Annotated in this window: 14 protein-coding genes and 1 riboswitch; of the genes, 9 read left to right on the forward strand and 5 right to left on the reverse strand. The window is 42.7% G+C overall.

Going from position 1 to position 19,254, the window contains the following annotated elements; all coding sequences use genetic code 11:
* Window positions 1–370: 370 nt before the first annotated feature.
* The 5 genes from DSOL_RS15610 (at window position 371) to DSOL_RS15630 (ending at window position 7,830) form a co-directional block, all read left to right on the forward strand.
* A complete protein-coding gene (locus tag DSOL_RS15610) occupies window positions 371–778 on the forward strand; it encodes a hypothetical protein (RefSeq protein WP_075365758.1) in 408 nt (135 codons plus the stop codon).
* A gap of 12 nt (window positions 779–790) precedes the next feature.
* A complete protein-coding gene (gene mobP3, locus DSOL_RS15615; protein ID WP_075365759.1) occupies window positions 791–3,811 on the forward strand; it encodes a MobP3 family relaxase in 3,021 nt (1,006 codons plus the stop codon).
* A 148-nt stretch (window positions 3,812–3,959) separates the two neighbouring features.
* Window positions 3,960–5,423 carry a DUF3991 and toprim domain-containing protein gene (locus DSOL_RS15620; protein ID WP_075365760.1) on the forward strand — a complete coding sequence of 488 codons (1,464 nt, stop codon included), beginning with the start codon at window positions 3,960–3,962 and terminating at the stop codon, window positions 5,421–5,423.
* A gap of 337 nt (window positions 5,424–5,760) precedes the next feature.
* Entirely contained in the window at window positions 5,761–7,563 is a 1,803-nt protein-coding gene (locus DSOL_RS15625) for a VirD4-like conjugal transfer protein, CD1115 family (RefSeq protein ID WP_075365761.1), read from the forward strand.
* Window positions 7,564–7,575: 12 nt separating this feature from the next.
* A complete protein-coding gene (locus DSOL_RS15630) occupies window positions 7,576–7,830 on the forward strand; it encodes a helix-turn-helix domain-containing protein (RefSeq protein ID WP_075365762.1) in 255 nt (84 codons plus the stop codon).
* Window positions 7,831–8,326: 496 nt separating this feature from the next.
* Here the strand turns inward: DSOL_RS15630 and DSOL_RS15635 are convergent, their stop codons facing one another.
* On the reverse strand, window positions 8,327–8,521 hold the full coding sequence (locus DSOL_RS15635) for an SLOG family protein (RefSeq protein ID WP_075365763.1): 195 nt from the start codon (window positions 8,519–8,521) through the stop codon (window positions 8,327–8,329).
* 116 nt (window positions 8,522–8,637) lie between these two features.
* Here DSOL_RS15635 and DSOL_RS15640 point away from each other — a divergent pair, with 116 nt between their 5' ends.
* Window positions 8,638–8,976 carry a helix-turn-helix domain-containing protein gene (locus DSOL_RS15640; RefSeq protein WP_075365764.1) on the forward strand — a complete coding sequence of 113 codons (339 nt, stop codon included), beginning with the start codon at window positions 8,638–8,640 and terminating at the stop codon, window positions 8,974–8,976.
* 384 nt (window positions 8,977–9,360) lie between these two features.
* On the opposite strand, the gene DSOL_RS15645 is transcribed toward DSOL_RS15640, so the two are convergent.
* The 4 genes from DSOL_RS15645 to DSOL_RS15660 all read right to left on the reverse strand — a co-directional run bounded on the left by DSOL_RS15645 (window position 9,361) and on the right by DSOL_RS15660 (window position 13,960).
* Entirely contained in the window at window positions 9,361–10,524 is a 1,164-nt protein-coding gene (locus tag DSOL_RS15645; protein ID WP_075365765.1) for a DUF4346 domain-containing protein, read from the reverse strand.
* A gap of 101 nt (window positions 10,525–10,625) precedes the next feature.
* Window positions 10,626–10,994 (reverse strand): hypothetical protein, encoded by a 369-nt coding sequence (locus DSOL_RS15650; RefSeq protein WP_075365766.1) that lies wholly within the window; start codon window positions 10,992–10,994, stop codon window positions 10,626–10,628.
* Window positions 10,995–11,024: 30 nt separating this feature from the next.
* Entirely contained in the window at window positions 11,025–13,469 is a 2,445-nt protein-coding gene (locus DSOL_RS15655; RefSeq protein ID WP_075365767.1) for a heavy metal translocating P-type ATPase, read from the reverse strand.
* 158 nt (window positions 13,470–13,627) lie between these two features.
* Entirely contained in the window at window positions 13,628–13,960 is a 333-nt protein-coding gene (locus DSOL_RS15660; protein WP_207649640.1) for an ArsR/SmtB family transcription factor, read from the reverse strand.
* A 191-nt stretch (window positions 13,961–14,151) separates the two neighbouring features.
* Here DSOL_RS15660 and DSOL_RS15665 point away from each other — a divergent pair, with 191 nt between their 5' ends.
* From DSOL_RS15665 to DSOL_RS15675, 3 genes are all read left to right on the forward strand, one after another.
* Window positions 14,152–16,755: a heavy metal translocating P-type ATPase gene (locus tag DSOL_RS15665; RefSeq protein WP_075365768.1), complete on the forward strand. Its 2,604-nt coding sequence runs from the start codon at window positions 14,152–14,154 to the stop codon at window positions 16,753–16,755.
* A 147-nt stretch (window positions 16,756–16,902) separates the two neighbouring features.
* Window positions 16,903–17,268, forward strand: a complete 366-nt coding sequence (locus tag DSOL_RS15670) for an ArsR/SmtB family transcription factor (protein WP_075365769.1) — start codon at window positions 16,903–16,905, stop codon at window positions 17,266–17,268.
* A gap of 492 nt (window positions 17,269–17,760) precedes the next feature.
* Window positions 17,761–17,851, forward strand: a riboswitch (cyclic di-GMP riboswitch).
* 479 nt (window positions 17,852–18,330) lie between these two features.
* Entirely contained in the window at window positions 18,331–18,747 is a 417-nt protein-coding gene (locus tag DSOL_RS15675; protein WP_075365770.1) for a sigma-70 family RNA polymerase sigma factor, read from the forward strand.
* Window positions 18,748–19,254 lie beyond the last annotated feature (507 nt).

The raw sequence follows: 19,254 nt of genomic DNA on the forward strand, positions 1-19,254 counted from the left end.
CTGTGTGCCACTTTGACAAGCAGGGTGGCATCGTTACACCTGTGGGCAGCTTTCAGCCCCATGTTGGGGCTTTGTGAGAAACAAACCAAAACACAGATACAGGCGTTGGAAATCTCCCTCACTTTGCAGGGGGGGTGAACCATGGGGTCGAAAACGGTGCAGGTTAAAGAGGCGGGGTCGTAAACGCCCCTGCCTCGGCTCACATCAGCCCGTAATGCGGGCTGAAGAACGTTTCTCTCAGGGGTCGGATTTTGCCCATCAGGGTCAAGACAGGGGTTGCAAATCTCTACAAAGCGCATAGATATAAGCTTTTTACAGGCGTTGCAACAGGTGTTGCGGCTAAAAATACGCCGGATTGGAGGTCAAGAATATGGCAGAAGAAAATAAAAAGAAGTTTCCCCTTTGGATGCATCCCGAAACACAAAAGCAGGTCAAGGAGTGGTACAAAAAGGACAACTGCAGCAGTCAGAGCGAGTTTATCGAAAAGGCAATTCTATTCTACTGCGGCTATATTTCCGCAGAGAACAGCATGAAGTTTTTACCCACCGCCATCACTTCCGCAATGGCTGGTGTGGTGGAAAGCTCGGAGAACCGAATGGCTCGGCTGCTTTTTAAGTTGGCGGTGGAGATGTCTATGATGATGAACATCATCGCATCTAATGCAGAGATCAATGAAACCCTACTGCAAAGATTGCGCGGCAAATGCGTCAGTGATGTAAAAAAATCCATCGGCTCCGTAACCTTCGAAGATGTAGTAAAATTTCAAAATGGCGAGTAAGGGTGATGAGGAATGCCGAGGATTATATTCAAATGCCGCTACCTGAAAAACTCATCGGAGCATCTCTCAAACCTCGTGGAGTATGTTGCCACCCGCGAGGGCGTTGAAAAAATACCGGACAGTACACGTTTGCTTCCTGCCACAAAAAAACAGCAGAAGCTCATCGCTGACATCCTGCAAAAGTTTCCGGACACCGTCGATCTGTTTGAATATGAGGACTACCTGAAAGAGCAGACAAGAGAAAACGCTACGGAGCTTATCTTCATGGCAGTGGAACAGAACCTCGACCTGATTGGCAAGAAGAAAAACTACGTTGGATACATTGCCAAGCGACCAAGGGTGGAAAGCCTTGGTACGCATGGCCTGTTCACGGATGCAGGTGTGCCGGTGGTGCTGTCACAGGTTGCGGAAGAAGTCGCAAACCATCCCGGTAATGTGTGGACGAATGTGATTTCTTTGCGCCGCGAGGATGCAGCGCGGCTCGGTTATGATAACGCCAAGGCATGGCAGGATTTGATTCGTGGGCAGCGCAACATGATTGCGGAGCAGATGAAAATTGTGCCGGAGAATCTCAGGTGGTATGCAGCCTATCATAATGAGAGTCATCATCCGCACATCCACCTGATTGCATACTCCACTGATCCCACAGAAGCCTATGTCACCAAAGAGGCTATCAAAAATATGCGCAGCAGTCTTGCAGGGGAAATCTTCCGGCAGAATCTGCTGCAGATTTATTCTGAACAGACGGAGCGCCGCACTGCCCTGACAAAACAAAGTCAGGATACCATGCGGAATATCATCATGCAGATCAGCACCGGCATCTGTAAAAATAAAACCATCGAGGATCTGATTGTGCATTTGGTAGAGCGCCTCAAGTACACAACCGGCAAAAAGCAATACGGTTATTTAAAAGCGCCGCTCAAAGCAATGATCGATCAGATTGTGGATGAATTGGAAAAGGATGCGCGGGTGGCAGAATGCTATGCAAAATGGTATGAGTTGCGCAACGAGGTGTTAAAAACCTATGTCGACAAGCTATCGCCGCCTCTTCCTCTTTCTAACCAAAAAGAATTTAAACAGATCAAAAACATGGTGATTGCCGAAGCGTTAAACATTGGCAGTCACCATGTCACCATTGAGCAGGATGAGGATATGGAAGGATTGGCTGACGAAGCGGAATCCACCATGGACGTACCGGGCGATGTACGTTCGGCAGAGCAAGAAATACCGTCAGTTGATGATGAAATGACTGAAGCCGTCGAAGACATTTCCGGTACTGAACCGGAACCTATATGGGAGGAAGCATCAGAAGCCGATGAATTGGTAGAATTACACTATCATGTGGCATGGAGCGAACGCTACAAAGAGGCGCGTGTGTATCTTTACGGCAGTGATGATATGGAGCAGGACTTCACGGAGGCCATTCGCCTCTTCATGGAGGAAGCCGAAACCGGCAACGCCCTTGCCATGAATGACCTTGGACGGATGCATGCAGATGGTATCAGTGTAGAGATGGATGAAGCTGTAGCGCTGGACTGGTATGACAAAGCTCTCACTGCATTTTTAAAAGTGGAATCGGAAAAACCGAAACCATATACCCAATACCGCATCGGGAAAATGTATGCAGCGGGGCTTGGAACGCCGCAGGATTATGAGGAAGCGGCAGGCTGGTTTGACATGGCTGTTTCCAAGAATCACAAATACGCGCAGTACAGCCTGGGTGGACTTTACTATCAAGGTCATGGTGTCTCACAGGACTTTGTAATGGCTTTTGACCTGTACCGAAAATCAGCAAGGCAAAAAAATCCCTATGCATCCTATGAGCTGGCAAAAATGTTCCGCGATGCAGTCGGTACGGAAAAGGATATGGAGAAAGCCGATGAACACTTCAAGAAAGCGTTCACCGGCTTTTTAGATTTGGAAGGCCAAAGCAAGGACGACAAGCTCCAGTACCGTCTTGGTCAGATGCTTTATACTGGAATCGGTACAGAGCAGGACACCGCCGCCGCAATTGTTTATTTTGAAAAGGCTGCAAAGCTGGGGAATATCCATGCGCAGTATATGCTCGGCAAGATTTATCTGGATGCTAACAGCGGGCATGAAGATATGGAAAAAGCATTGGAATGGCTCACAAAAGCTACCAACAATGGCAACGCCCATGCGCAGTATGCACTCGGCAAGCTCTATCGTGACGGAAGTCATCTGAACAAGGATATTGCAAAGGCGGTGGCGCTGTTCACCCAATCGGCAGAACAGGAAAATCAGTATGCGGCCTATTCTCTTGGCAAGCTGTATCTTACAAGTGAGGACATCCCCAAGGATGTGTCCGCTGCTGTCAAATGGCTCATGCTTTCCGCTGACATCGGCAATCAGTTTGCGCAGTACGCGTTGGCGAAACTGTATCTTGCTGGTGAGGACATAGAAAAGAATATTCCGAAAGCGATGGAACTGCTGACCAAATCCGCACTGCAGAACAATCAGTTCGCAGAATACAAGCTTGGCAGGCTCTATCTTTCCGGTGAGGATGTACCAAAAGATATTGCGGCAGCCATTAAGTGGCTTACCGCCTCCGCTGAACAGGGGAATCAGTATGCGGCATATCAACTCGGCAAGCTCTACCTGTCCGGCGAGGATGTGCCAAAGGATATCGTGGCAGCTGTGAAATGGCTGACCGCATCCGCCGAGCAAGGCAACCAATATGCTCAGTACGCACTCGGCAAGCTGTATCTCATGGGACATGACCTTCCGCGAGATCGGGATGCCGCATTGAAATGGCTGATCGCATCATCGGCACAGGGAAACATCTACGCGAAGTTTTTGATCGACCATATAGACTCGTTTCGTGATCCAGCCGTCCTGCTGGTCGCAACACGGCTGATGCACCATCTCGGAAATATCTTCCGCGACGAGCATAACAGAGTTGGCAGCAGCCCGTACATGCAGGTTGACCGCAAACTGCGCAAAAAACTTATGCAGAAAAAATCGGCGCAGGGTCATGCCTATGACGATCATGCGCCGCAACAAAGCTATTAACAGGAGGCATCCACATGAAGAAATACTACCCATAGAAAAAAGAAAAGCTACCGGTCACGATGATACCGCAAAGGTTGAAGCCGCCCGTTCAAAGGGTGGCTTTTTTTCGCAGATCAGGTAAACGAAAGCGCTGACAAGGAGGGATATCATGGCAGAATACATTTACTTCACCGACGAGCAGAAACGCCGGGCTAATTCCGTCGACCTTGTGGACTTTTTGCAAAGACAGGGTGAACAGCTCATCCGCTCCGGCAGAGATCGACGGTTAAAAAGCGACCACAGCATCACCATTCGAGGTAACCAATGGTTTGACCATGGCACAGAGCAAGGTGGCCTTGCCATCGATTTCGTGCAGGAGTTTTATGGTTTGTCCTTTCCAGGCGCAGTCACCATGCTGCTCGGCGGTGAACAGGGCGTGGAATTTAAACAGACCGACAAAAGCGCACCAGCTCCGGAGCGAAAACCATTTGCTCTGCCGGAAGCCAACAGTGACATGCGACGTGTATTTGCTTATCTTATCAAGCAGCGGTTTCTCGACCGCGCCGTTTTGACTCATTTTTCCAGAGCAAAAATGCTCTACGAGGATAAGGAATACCACAATGCGGTGTTCGTTGGCTTCGATGAAAACGGTGTGGTAAAGCATGCTCATAAAAGAGGTACTTATTCTAATGGTGGTGGTTATCGAGGTAATGTGGAAAGCAGTGATCCAAGATACAGCTTTCATTATATCGGTACCAACGACAGACTGTATGTGTTCGAGGCTCCGATTGACTTACTCTCGTTTATCACGCTCTACCCAAAAAACTGGCAGCAGAACAGCTATGTTGCCTTGGACGGTGTGGCCGAACACGCCGTGCTCTACCAACTCTCCCGCAACAAGCGACTTCAAAGTGTGGCGCTGTGTTTGGATCATGACGAAGCGGGCATCGAAGCCACAGACCGTCTGACGGAAATCATCCATGAGCATGGATATATGGAAGTTTCCTGTCTGCAGCCCGAATACAAGGACTGGAATGAATGTCTGAAAGCAAGGAATGGCGTCACGCCGATCCCGTCACAGGAGCATCCCAAGCTGGAAGTCTTGCCAGAAGTATGCGGATCACTTCATGAGACATGCGAAGTTTTAAGATCTGCGCGCAATCCCTACGATGCACTGTTGGAGCATTACGAAAAGCTAAAACCATTAATCTCCGATGGAAAGTTGGTGCGTGGAAAAGAAACTGCCGTGACGGAGCATCTGCAATGCATGGCGGCATATTCTCTGCTTTCTGTTCAAAGGGAATACCGGCAGCTTGAACAGCCGGTAACGACAGAGCAGCTCATCGGAGAACTTCAGGAAAGCTACAAGCCTCATCAGGATCGGGGCAAACTGCGCTCCAAGGCAGACGACATCCAGCAGGACGTGGCAGCGGCTAACCGTCAGCTTAATACGGCGGGCATCCGCAGCCTTGATGATAAGCAAGACTTAATCAGTTCCTGTATGCACCTTGCACTGAACTGTGTCAGGACGCATATTTTTGTCACCCTTGAAGCACAGAAGCAAAGTGTGTGCAAAACTGTTCGGGAACAGATGGATTGCGAACAATCGGCGCAGCCGGTTCTCACCATGTAGGAAGCCAAAAATGCATCCATGGTTTACAGGTAAAGGCGGCAGAAACCTCTGCCGCCTTTACTCATCCATATACTCACTTTGCTTGATCAGACTGCTATAGAACTTAGTTTGCCTGCTGCGGTAATGCTCTTTTATCACGGCGGTATATTCGGCACGAAGCCAGCTATTGATTTTGGTAACCTGACTCTGCTTTAAATGGCAGAATTATTTATCTGTACGGAGCAACTGCCCGTCGATCATTTGATGGTTTTTTCATGACCTATACCAGCACCCCTCAATCCATATTCAAATTATAGTTTTAAACACAAACAATGTCAAACAACAAGGAGGTACCCCTATGCAAGCATCTCAAATTATCACTCTGATCGCCGTAGGTCTGACCATGTTTAGCGTGATCGGTTTTCTTTCCCTGCTAGCACATTACTATACCTTAAATGGAATCAAATCCAAAACGGTCGGTGACGGACAGCATGGTACGGCCCGGTTCGCTACCAAGGATGAGATAAAAAAGACATATACCCATGTACCCTATGAGGTGGAGCGATGGCGCAAATGCGAAAATTTGCCCAAGGCACAGGGAATTGTGGTCGGCTGCAAAACTGCAGGTAGTTCCATAACGGCTCTTGTCGATGAGGGTGATGTACATTGTCTGATGATCGGCGCTGCAGGTGTCGGCAAGACCGCCAACTTTCTCTATCCAAATCTCGAATATGCCTGCGCCAGCGGCATGAGCTTCCTGACGACCGACACCAAAGGCGACCTCTACAGAAATTATGGCAGCATCGCCAAGGACTACTATGGTTACAATGTGTCGGTCATTGATCTTCGTAATCCTACCCGTAGCGATGGCAACAACATGCTGCATCTGGTCAACAAATATATGGATGCCTATCTCGCTGATCCGGAGAAACTCTCTCTCAAAGCCAGAGCAGAAAAGTATGCCAAGATCACCGCCAAGACCATTGTAAATTCAGGCAGCATGGATGCTGGTAATTATGGGCAGAACGCTTTTTTCTACGATGCCGCCGAGGGTTTGCTTACTTCTGTCATCCTGCTGATCGCGGAATACTGTCCGCCTGAGAAAAGGCACATCATTTCCGTATTCAAGCTGATACAGGATCTGTTGGCCCCATCAGGAGTCAAAGGCAAAAACCAGTTCCAGCTGCTCATTGAGAAGCTGCCTCCAGAGCATAAGGCAAGATGGTTCGCGGGCGCGGCGCTCAATACTGCGGAACAGGCGATGCAGTCTGTTCTCTCCACCGCACTGTCAAGGCTGAATGCCTTTTTGGATTCGGAACTTGAGCAAGTTCTGTGTTTTGACACAGCCATTGACGCGGAAAAATTCTGTAATACCAAATCCGCCATCTTCCTCGTAATGCCGGAGGAAGATTCCACCAAGTATTTCCTTATCAGTTTAATCGTCCAACAACTCTATCGTGAGATACTTTCTGTTGCTGATGAAACAGGCGGTAAGCTGAAAAACCGCGTAATGTTTTTCCTTGATGAAATTGGCACCATACCAAAAATCGAATCCGCCGAAATGATGTTCTCTGCCTCCCGTTCTCGCCGCATGTCCATCGTTGCAATCATCCAGTCCTTTGCCCAACTCGAAAAGAACTACGGCAAGGAGGGTGCATCCATTATCATAGATAACTGTCAGGATACGCTGTTTGGCGGCTTTGCACCAAACAGTGAATCTGCAGAGATACTTTCAAAAGCGCTTGGAAGCAAGACTGTGATGTCCGGCTCCATCAGCAGGGGAAAAAATGATCCGTCGCAGAGCCTGCAGATGATCCAGCGGCCTCTCATGACAACGGATGAGCTAAAGACTCTGCCAAAAGGCAACTTCATTCTTGCCAAGACCGGGTTCTATCCGATGAGAACTATTCTAAAGCTGTTCTTAAAATGGGGCATTACGTTTAACAAGGTCTATGAGATTGAGGAAAAATCTGCCCGGAAGGTGGCCTACGCCGACCGCAGGGAGCTGGAACAGGAAATCATCAAACGGCATGTCGCCTGTGAGGAAGTGCCGGAAGGATCGGAAGTCCCCGCGCCACCGGCACAGGGCGGCATGCCTCATACACCGGTGGAAAAACTAGAATCCGCATCCAAGCCGAAAGCGCCTGTCCGTGTAGAGTAAGGAGCTGATGACATGGGCTATTTTACATCCCTCTATGCCTCGGAGCTGCCCCACAGGGCAGTTGCTGTGTATATGTACTTGCGTGATCGATCTGACAAGGATGGCAAATGTTACCCGGCGATTGGTACCATCGCCAAGGAGCTGAAGCTATCCCGCAGCACGGTCAAACGAGCCATTGCTGACCTCGAAAAAAGCGGCCACCTTTGCAAAGAGCAAAGGTGGCGTGATAACGGCGGCAAAAGCAGCTGTATGTATTATGTGCGGTGAAAGGAGTGGAGATGGGAATCTCTAAAAATCTATTTCTGCACCAAGGGGGAAATCTGTCCTGCCGCTGGACTATGGGAGGGGTCACTGTGAACCGTGCAGGTAACTTCTCACTTTAAAAATCTTTAACAGCAGAGAAAGAACAACAACCTATAACCTAAACCTTTATGGTAATTGGGGTTACCTTAGCCGTATCAGGGTTTATGTAGATGATCCCCCGCCTTTTTTTCCTGGCGTAGGCAACAATTTGTGAGGTAGGCTCTATACTTAGAATCGCTTCGTTGTCATACACTGCAATCAGGATGCTGGTATGGCTGATGAGATATAAGCCGTAGCGTTTATAGCAATCCTCGGAGTAATGGGTGCTGATTAAGATATTGTTGTTGCTTTTTACGAGGATGGTATAATACCGGTTGCGATGCTCTGGAGTCTATTTTTTTGCCTGTTCTTCGTGTGGCAGCACACAGATTAGATGTACTTCGGGATGTTCTTGTATTAGTCAGAGAACCATCTCGGCTGCCCACATAGAGGCTCCTACCTCGCAGCTTGTGCAAAAATCAGTGACTCCGTTTTCATAAAGAGCAAGGATCTGCAAAAGCATTTTCTGTTTGATGCTGATGCATAAAGAATCCTCCTCATCATAGCCAAACCGCAAAGGGTGGTATCCCACAAATGCACATGATGTAATGTCCATAAATTTCACCTCCCTAATTTAACTATAAAATCACAATGTGCATACAGGTCATTATAGTATAAGCCAAATGTGCATACAATACAAGTATATAGTTAAATTAAGGACGGTGAGTTAAAATGGAATTAAATTATAGCGATATTGGAACACGCATAAAAAATGAGCGAATCAGGCAAAACATGAGCCAGGAACGATTGGCAGAACTGACGGGACTGTCCAACACCCATACCAGCCACGTCGAAACAGGCAATACCAAGGTGAGTCTACCGACACTTGTTAAGATCGCAAACACTCTGTCGGTTTCGTTAGATGATTTGGTATGTGACAGCCTTATCAAGGCAAAGGATGTGTTTGAAAACGAGATCACACAGGAAGTCAAGGACTGTGATGAGTATGAAATCCGCGTTATAGCAGACACCATAAAAGCTTTAAAAGAAACCCTGAGAAAAAGAAAATAATCTACAAATCCAAAAAAGAGCTGATACACAATGATTTACGCGAATCATTATGGTCGGCTCTTTTTTTGTTGGTTTGCCTGCCTTGTTTTTGCAAATCAAAAAGTCGGGATTTACCAATCAACAGTATGGAGATTATGAGTCTTTTTTCATAATCCTCTTCAAAACTTGCCTCACACCGTATTTAGATTAGAGCTAAAACAGACATTACTTCTGTTTTAGTGGAGTGGTGGAATTAGGAGAATAAATTTCACTTTAGCGCAGTTCTTTGTAAACAAATATTTTTGACAGACCCTATTATTAAACATTTTGCACGGGAGAAGCTTGCTTGGAGTTAAAACTGTAATGGGGTTACAGTTCAGCCCCACATAAAGGTGGAATCACTCCCTAAATAAGCGTTTCATCCTGCGTATAAGGGATACCGAGATTTAAGGCCGTTTCCGCCTTAGCAAGCTCCCTACCAAGATAGGCGGCATGATCAAGACGGGAAAGCAACCCCCGCTTTATAACCGTATTTGTAATATCTTCGGCACTTACTCCTTTAATTACTTCGTTGATAACGCCTTCTTCTACATAGTGCTCGCAAATAATGCTTTTAGCGTCCCTATCTAAAAGAAGCAGGAAAAAGCCTTCGGGGTCGTGAGTCCATTCTCGGTTACTACGAGGCACCGCCTCAACCACTTTTGGCATTTGCACTTTCGGCGGAAGGATTGGAGCCACCCCTTTTGGTTTATCCATATATGCTTTAACAACTTCGGTAAGCCTTGAAGTATCCTGAGTACCAATTTCGTTTATCACGGTTATATGCTTACGGAACGCTTCTATTTCGCCAGCAGTAATATTTTTAAGTACCGGTCGAGGCCCTAACGCACCAATAATACGATTATCTAAATCCAGTCCGTTATCTTTAAGAGACAAAATGGCCTGACCTGCCCGGTGTCCGCGAGAATCCTTTCCGCAGAGGATAAGGTACCCGATATTCGGATTTGCTGTTAAATTCCTTATCACGCGTTCAATGCCTAAGTTTTCAGTATAGAGTGTGCCAATAATGGCTGCATACTCTAATAAGCCCACTTCCTTTAGTTCATTCGGAAGGTCTATGTCTGCCAATGTACAGATAGCTATCGAAGCTTCAGGATTCCCTACGATATAATCGCCTTCAATGATAGGCCATTTTCTTATTGTCTTAGGCTGCGGGGTGAGCGGCTTGCACGCACCCCCACAGCCGCAGGAGTTTGTTTCTATTGTTTCAGCATTAGGTACCTTGGATGTACCGTCACCCTTAAGGCTGGCACTAAATCGGTTATATGGACTTATGGGAAGACATTCTTCGCATCCATAGCAAGCGTGACGTTCCTTGTTTCCTGCTGATAACCAATGCTTCATATCCTCCTGCGCTGCCTTAGAATCTTGTGTATCTATTTTTTCAAGATCTCCTTTTACCCCTTCAATTACGTCTAGGAAACATTCACATGCGGTACATTTTTTTAACTGCCTTACATTATCTAATTCTTGATGAATCTCTTTAATCATTTCATTAAAATCTTCCATTTACATAACCTCCTTTCATAAGCTAAGGATAAAGCAGGTAAACATAACTAAATATCAAATATACCTAACCGCTTTTTTTCTTTAGATCTATAAATTGCCTTTTACTCTTCATCGCAGCATGTCTTTGGCTTTGTAAGGCATGTGCCCCCACAAGCGCAAGGAGTTGGAACTAATCTGACTTTTAATGGTGTCTTTTCGCTACGTACTTCTTTACTAAATTCTTCATATGGTTTAAGGGGTGGACAAATTTTACATTCAAGACATGAATACTTGCCTTTATACCCCTCATCTAACCATTGCTTAATATCTCTAAATATCGGCTCCCCTTTATCAACGCCCATATCGGTAAGGTCTCCCTGTACTGCCTCTAACACATTTAAAAAGCACTCACAGTTTTTACACTTTTCTATTTGTTGAACCTCATTAAGTTCTTTATGAATCTTATTAATCACCTTGTTGTATGCTTCCATTTTATCTCGCTCCTTTACTAAATTTTGATTTTAGCTTTGCTTTACCTTTAATAGACGCACTCCGTTTGCTATGATTACAAGAGCGCTTGCCTCATTGATTATTAGTCCTGTAGTTAGCGGCATCCAGCCGAACAGTGCAGTAAGGACTAAGAATGCTACTAATGCTAATGAGAATGCAATGTTTTGTTTTATTACAGAAACTGTCTTTCTACTAATTTTAACCATGTATACAAGCTGGTCGAGGTCATCTGCCATTAATGCGATATCGGCTGTTTCTAATGCTACATCGGTACCCGCAACTCCCATAGATACACCTACATCTGCCTGAGCAAGTGCTGGTGCGTCATTTACTCCATCGCCTACCATGGCAACAGTACTATGACCTTGTTGCAAAGCTTTAATCGCACTAATCTTATCCTCTGGCAGAAGTTCTGCTCTTACTTCATCAACACCTAGTCTATGGCCTATAGCCTCTCCTGTAACCTTATTGTCGCCGGTAAGCATAACAATCTTTCTTATACCGAGTTCTTTTAACTTAGAAATTGCCTTTCTTGCATTTCCCTTAGGCTGGTCAGATACCGCAATCATACCAAGAATCTGCTTTGAATTACCTACTAAAATTACAGTTTTACCTTCGTCTTGCAGACTTTCAATTTGTTTTATATGACTCTCTACCGAAACACCAATTTCCTTAAATAGACGAGGATTGCCAATATAGTATTGTTCTCCATCTATCATTCCTTTAGCTCCGCGGCCTGTAATTGACATAAACTCGTCAATCGTTTCAAGCTCCAATTCTTTTTCCGATATTAATTTAAGGATTGCATCAGCCAAAGGATGCTCAGAACGTACTTCCAAAGTTCCAGCTATCTTTAAAAGCTTTTCATCAGAAATACTTACTAAAGCTACTACATCAGTTACAGTAGGCTTTCCTGTAGTTAAAGTACCAGTCTTATCAAAAGCAACTACTTGAACCTTCCCAGCGGTTTCCATGTGAATACCGCCCTTAACTAAAACTCCATTCTTTGCAGCATTACCAACCCCTGCTACAATGGCAATTGGTACTGAAAGAACCAGAGAGCATGAACATGAAACAACCAATACCACTAAAGCTCTATATAACCATGCATCAAAAGGCTGCCCGAAGAACACCGGTGGTACTATAGCCATTATTATTGCAAGTACAAACATAAATGGTGTATAAATTGCGCCAAATCTCTCGCTGAAATTTTGTGCGTTACCTTTCTTCATCTGTGCATTCTCTACAAGTTCTACAATTTTTGAAAGAGTTGAATTCTCTGCAAGCTTTGTCACTTTTATTTCAAGTGCCCCTCTGCCATTTAAGGTTGATGCATATACTTCATCACCTGCATGCTTCTCAACAGGAATTGACTCACCTGTAATAGAAGACTGGTCAATAGCTGATGTTCCGGAAACTACAACTCCATCGACTGAGACTTTTTCACCGGGTTTTACTAAAACTATTTCATCAATATTGACCTGTTCTATAGGGACACGTAGTTCCTTGCCATTTCGAAGAACTGTTGCTTCCTGTGGGGCTAATGAGATCAATGCTTGAATAGAGCCACGTGCCTTATCTACTGCATAAGACTCAAGCACTTCCCCTAGTGAAAATATAACTACAAGCAGAGAAGCTTCTTCCCAAAGTCCTAAATAAATTGCACCAATTGCACCAACAACCAGTAAAGTATTAATTGTTAAGCGGCCATGCTTGAGAGACGACAAGCCTTTTTTTGCTGGGAAAATGCCACCAATTATAACTGCTACACCATAAAGCACCTTTGCCCAAGTTTCAGGTAATCCTATGTGCGTCCATTCAGCAATTAAAGTTAAAACTGTAATCACTGCAGATATTGCAAGTAAAACATTTTTAGTCTCCTTCCACCATGGAGTTATTGAAGTACCTGTCTTTGCATTCTTTGCATTTTCTGAAGGAGCTGCCTTTGCATTCTCTACGTTCTCTGTTTTCACTGATGTTACTGGATGACCAATCTTACTTAAAACATTGCTAATCTGCTCTAATGATGTCTCGTTGCTATTATAAACAACCTTCAACTTTTGAGCATTGAAATTAACTTCTGCACTTTGTACACCTGACATAGATGAAACTGCCTTTTTAACATCCTTAGCAGAATCAGGACAACACAATTCACTAACTTTTAATGTGATGGTTACGATTGGTGAACTGCTGGTTTTATTAGATTCCCTGTTTTCACTTAATACTGTTGCGGTATGCCCAATCTTACTTAAAACCTTACTAATCTGTTCTATCGATGCCTCGTTGTTGTTATGAACAACCTTCAATTTTTGGGCACCGAAATTAACTTCTGCACTTTGTACGCCTGGTATAGATGAAACTGCCTTTTGTACATCCTTAGCACAATCCGGGCAATCCAATCCACTAACTTTTAACGTGCTGGTTAATATAGGCGAATTGTTAATTGCTTTACTCATAATATCCCTCCTAGAATATTTATTGATTTTATGGTTTTATATATCAACTTTTTTTGATATGCCGGGTAAAAAATTTTAAATCAGCTATTAGGTTTGTTGCTTTGCCATTTCTATAACCCCTCATATATCAATTTTTTTTGATATTGAATGCAAAAAAATTAACTCATAAGTTTTTCAATTTTCTCCAAAATATTTTTATCTATTAAACTATAGTGTCTCCAGTTTGCGATTACTTCTCTATTAATTAATCCAGCATCAAGTAATATTTTGAGGTGATATGAAACCTTCGATTGGCTTAAATCCAATAACTCTTGAAACTCGCAGGTACAAATATCCTCATGCTGTTTTAAAAGATAAAGAATTTGGAGCCGGATAGGGTCGCTTAAAGCATTGGCGACACTTGACATCTTATTTAATTTATCAGAACCTAAAAGGTCAACATCTTTTTTAAATATTCTTGGCTGTTCTGAAATACATTTGCATTCTGCCATTTTCTTTCCTCCTAACCTATATCAACTTTTTTTGATATTGCCTAAAATTATTCTATATCTATTGATTTCTTTTGTCAATATCATTAATTATACAATTTTTCGTTTTTCCGTATTGACGACAAATTGTGATAGTGATAATATAATGATTAAGCAATTGTTTAATCGTTTATATGAGAAGGAGGTTCAACACGATGTTAAAGAAGGAATTAATTTTAGAAGGTTTAGATTGCGCCAATTGTGCAGCTAAAATTGAGCAAGAAGTTAATGAACTAAATGGAGTCAAAGCATATATGAATTTCATGAACAAGACATTAACTTTAGAAACTGAATCAGAAACTGAATACGTGAGTGTACTTGAACAAGTTAAGTCTATCGTACGTAAGCATGAACCTGATGTTGCAGTAAAAGAAAAATTAGTTAACAAAGGAGTAAAGAAAGTATTAATACTTGAAGGTCTTGACTGTGCTAATTGTGCAGCTAAGATTGAAACACAGACCAAAAGCCTCGAGGGAGTCAACAATGCAACAGTTGACTTTGTTTCCAAGAAACTGACAATAGAAGCTTCTGATAAGAAGGAATTTAATAGAATTCTTGGAGAGGTTACAGCTATAGTAAAAAGGATTGAGCCTGATGTTAAGGTAATCGATGCAGATAAAAATAAGGATAATAAAAGGATAGTAATGCTTGACGGCCTCGGCTGTGCAAATTGTGCCGCAAAAATAGAAACAGAAGTAAACAACTTAGAAGGAGTCAAGTATGCTTCAGTGGATTTTGTTTCAAAGAAGCTTACTCTGGCAACTGATGCTAATGTTAGCTTCCCTGAATTAAGTGAAAAGATTGAAGGTATAGTAAAAAAGATAGAGCCTGATGTCAAGGTTACTTTTGAGGAAAATAATTTCAAGACTAAAACAAAAGAAAATGATAGTGATGAAGATGAAGAAGGAGACAATCGCAAAAAGCAAATAACTAAACTTGTAATTGGCGGCGCATTATTTGCAGTAGGCATGATTTTTAAATTCCCGAATTGGTTGGAACTTACTATATTTTTAATAAGTTATATCATAGTTGGCGGAGATGTTGTTTTACGAGCAATAAAAGGTATTGCTCGAGGCCAGGTGTTTAGTGAGCACTTCCTTATGAGTGTTGCTACAATTGGAGCTTTCTTCGTTGGATCGTATCCGGAAGGCGTAGCCGTTATGTTGTTCTATCTGGTGGGTGAACTGTTCCAGGATATGGCTGTAGATCATTCTAGAAAATCAATAAGTTCATTAATGGATATAAGACCTGACTACGCAAATCTAAAAGTAGGAGATGAACTTAAAAAAGTATCCCCTGATGATGTAAGTATTGGTGATATTATCGTTGTAAAACCGGGAGAAAAAGTTCCACTGGATGGCAAGGTAATAGAAGGAACATCAATGGTTGATACATCTGCATTAACAGGTGAATCAGTTCCACGAGAATTGGAGCCAGGAAAAGATGCTTTAAGCGGATTTATTAATAAAAATGGTGTCCTAACGGTCGAAGTAACAAAAGATTACAGCGAATCAACGGTGACTAAGATCCTGGATTTGGTTCAAAATGCCAGCAGTAGAAAAGCTCCGACTGAAAACTTTATAACAAAATTTGCAAGATACTATACTCCAGTGGTAGTATTTGGAGCCTTAGCGCTTGCAATTATTCCACCATTGGTAATTCAAGGGGCAACCTTCTCTGAATGGATCTATAGAGCTTTGGTATTCTTAGTGGTATCTTGCCCATGTGCATTAGTGATTTCAATACCTTTGGGATTCTTCGGAGGCATAGGAGGAGCTTCAAAGAGGGGTATATTGGTAAAAGGCAGCAACTACCTTGAAGCTTTAAACAGTGTTGAAACGGTTATTTTTGATAAGACAGGTACATTAACCAAAGGTGTTTTCAAAGTTACAGAAACAAATTCTCAAAATGGTTATACAGATGAGGAACTAATAGAATATGCAGCTTATGCAGAAAGCTATTCAAACCACCCGATTGCACTTTCGATCATAAGTGCCTACAACGCTGAAATAGATAAGAACCGAATTGAAAACTACCAGGAAATTGCGGGGCATGGTATCAAGGTTAATGTCAACGGCAGAGAAGTTCTTGCTGGCAATACCAGATTAATGGTCAGCGAAAATATTAAATTTAATGAAGTTGAGACTTTAGGAACTGTAGTACACGTGGCAATAGATAAGAAATATGCAGGTAATATCGTGATTTCGGATGAGGTGAAAGAAGACTCGGCACATGCAATTAGAGAGCTTAAATTGCTCGGTGTCAAGAAAACAGTAATGCTTACTGGAGATTTAAAGACTGTAGGCGACAAAATTGGAAAGCAGTTAGGTTTGGATGAAGTTTATTCAGAATTACTGCCTGCTGACAAGGTTGACAAACTCGAATGGCTGGATAGTCAAAAATCCCCGAAAGGAAAGCTTGTATTTGTTGGCGACGGTATCAACGATGCACCGGTTCTTGCAAGAGCTGATATCGGAATGGCCATGGGTGGACTGGGTTCCGATGCAGCGATTGAAGCTGCAGATATCGTTATTATGACCGATGAGCCATCCAAGATAGCATCTGCAATAAAAATAGCAAAAAGAACAAGGAGCATCGTATATCAAAATATTGTTTTTGCCTTAGGTGTTAAAGCGATTTTCCTTGTATTAGGCGCATTAGGAATAGCTTCAATGTGGGAAGCAGTCTTTGGAGACATGGGGGTTGCGATACTTGCAATTCTTAACGCAATGAGAGTAATGAATACGAAAAATTTATAAATCTACTTGCACGATTCACCCTTGGTTTGTTTCTTCAAAGATTTAATCAAACCAAGGGAGGACGGTTTGATGTATTGTCAGTATAATAAGGAAGTGATATTATAATAATTAAGTTATTGCTTAATTGTTTATATGAAAGGAGAAACTATGGCTATCGATAAGAAGGAAAATGCATTATGTAATATTACCATTATCCATGAGGATATATTAGAAAAAGTAAAAAAAGAAATGACTGATGATGATATTTTGTTTAATATGGCTGCGGTATTTAAGGTGCTAAGTGATCCTACACGTTTAAAAATTATAAATGCTCTTATGCTTTCGGAAATGTGTGTGTGTGATATTTCAGCTCTATTGGGCATGTCTCAACCTGCTATTTCTCATCATCTAAAATCATTACGACAAACTCGTTTGATCAAATATAGACGTGACGGTAAAATTGCTTATTATTCATTGGATGATGAACATATCAAAATAATGTTTGACCAATGTGTAACTCATGTTAAAGAATAAGAATAATAGATGGAGTAAAATGTACGATAAGGCGTAAATGCAGAAATTGCGTTATAACGATTGAAATAATGTTAGTATTGGGTGCAATGGCAATTGATATGATGTGGTAGAGCTGTTTTCGCCTATGTCGACGATTTGTGAGTGCTATACCGTATGCAATAAGAACATTGAGTCAAAAGAGTTATAGGGGAATGTGATTAGTCAGATACCGACAGCCTGTAAAGCTCGATATCTCATGCTGGAGATTAAGGCTTTGATTGAAATCTTTTTAATAGCATAAATATTTGAGCTAACAAATTATAAAATAGGACCCGTGATAATTGTCGAGCAAATTATAGTGAGCGAGTTGAGGCTTATTTCAAGAAAGAAGCCATTTAGGAAACGCTGGAACAGTAATTTTCATGATAATTTTAACTGAAATAAAAAGACAAACTGTTTGAGCCGCAGTAAAAAGATTGCAACCTCAAACAGTTTTTGTTCTTAATAATTGAATAGTGTTAAGGGCAAACCTGTCTAAAGACAGGGACGCAAAGCCATAGGATCTAAGGTGCTTAAGCAGCACTATGATAGCCTGGTTGCCGCATCGACTGTGTGTCCTAAACCTGCCCATTTTTGTGGCAGGATTTTTTTGTCTTTATTTGTACACAGATAGGCATTTGAGTAATAACACATTTCGATAAAATATGACAGCTTTTTATTCTATTGTGAGGTGCTGCAAATGGAAGATGATATTCTCTTAAAAAGTTTAAAACAACTTATGTAAAGAGGTATAGAAGCTACATCTATATTGAGATGGGCTTTTTTGACACGCACACTTACCTTCCACCTTCAAATTTACAATACAATAAATTTTACATAACACAGAAACCCGCAAATTGCATGCCGCAGTTTGCGGGTTTTCATTTGACAAAAAACCTATTATTTCGACCTTTTTTATATAAGCAGAATTCATTAATTTGTTTGCAGTCTGCTAAAAAGATATTGAGATCAGTAGGGTGCCGCTCTCCTCCGCTTGTTCTTCATTTTTCAGATTAAAAAAATCTTGAAATGGAGGACAAGCTCATGGAAAAGCAAGATAGTAAATATAAACTGGTTGTCAACAAAGAATGGATACCCGTTGGGGAGGAAGTCTATAAGGCATATTATCAGCACAAAGAGCGCGAAGCATATTTGGACAAGCTCTCCGACAGACATACCCTATCTTTTGAGGAATGTGAAGAAAAAGGCATTCAAGTCGAATACATATTGTCCCGCACACAAGAATCCTTGGAGGACACAATCATTAAGCAGGACATGCTTGTAAGGTTGAATTCGGCTATGGAAAAGCTGTCTGAACAAGAACGGCTGCTAATCTACGCGCTATTTTTCAAGGGAATCAGCGAACGTCAATTATCGGCAGAAACAGGTATCCCGCAAAAGACAATCAACGACAGGAAGCATAATATTCTTCTGAAATTAAAAAAAATTATAGAAAAGTAAAAATAATTCCGCTCAACCCCTCACTTTTTTCCTTAAGAAGTGAGGGGATATTTTTATCCACCTCACTGCTCTTTGAAAACTTCATACCCAGCAACTTAAATACGTTAGCTGTTCAGCCGTGATGAGCGAAAGCGACATTGGCAAACACGCGGGGACTGCCTGCGGATCGGTAAGAGTGATCCGTCAAAACGATGGCATCGAAGGTGACGAGCGAGAATGTTTGACCATGAAACAGTCCGTGGTGGACTGTTTCGCCAAGACCTGAACAGTGGACAATGATACTCCTGCATAGTCGAGGTTGAGTCCCAGAGTGCAGCCCGGAGGTTCTCGGGGAGGTGAGATTCCTGTGATATCTGCTGACTACAGATAGTTTAAGTTGTTGCCCCGCTGCTTGGGACGTAGTGTCAAATTAAGCACAATCTAAAATGAAGAACAAGCGTAAAGCTTTGATATCAGAAACTATGCGGCAGAGCTATTAAAGTTCTGCCGCATCCTTGTGATATTAAA

Source organism: Desulfosporosinus metallidurans (genome assembly GCF_001936615.1).
GTDB classification, from domain to species: Bacteria; Bacillota; Desulfitobacteriia; order Desulfitobacteriales; family Desulfitobacteriaceae; genus Desulfosporosinus; species Desulfosporosinus metallidurans.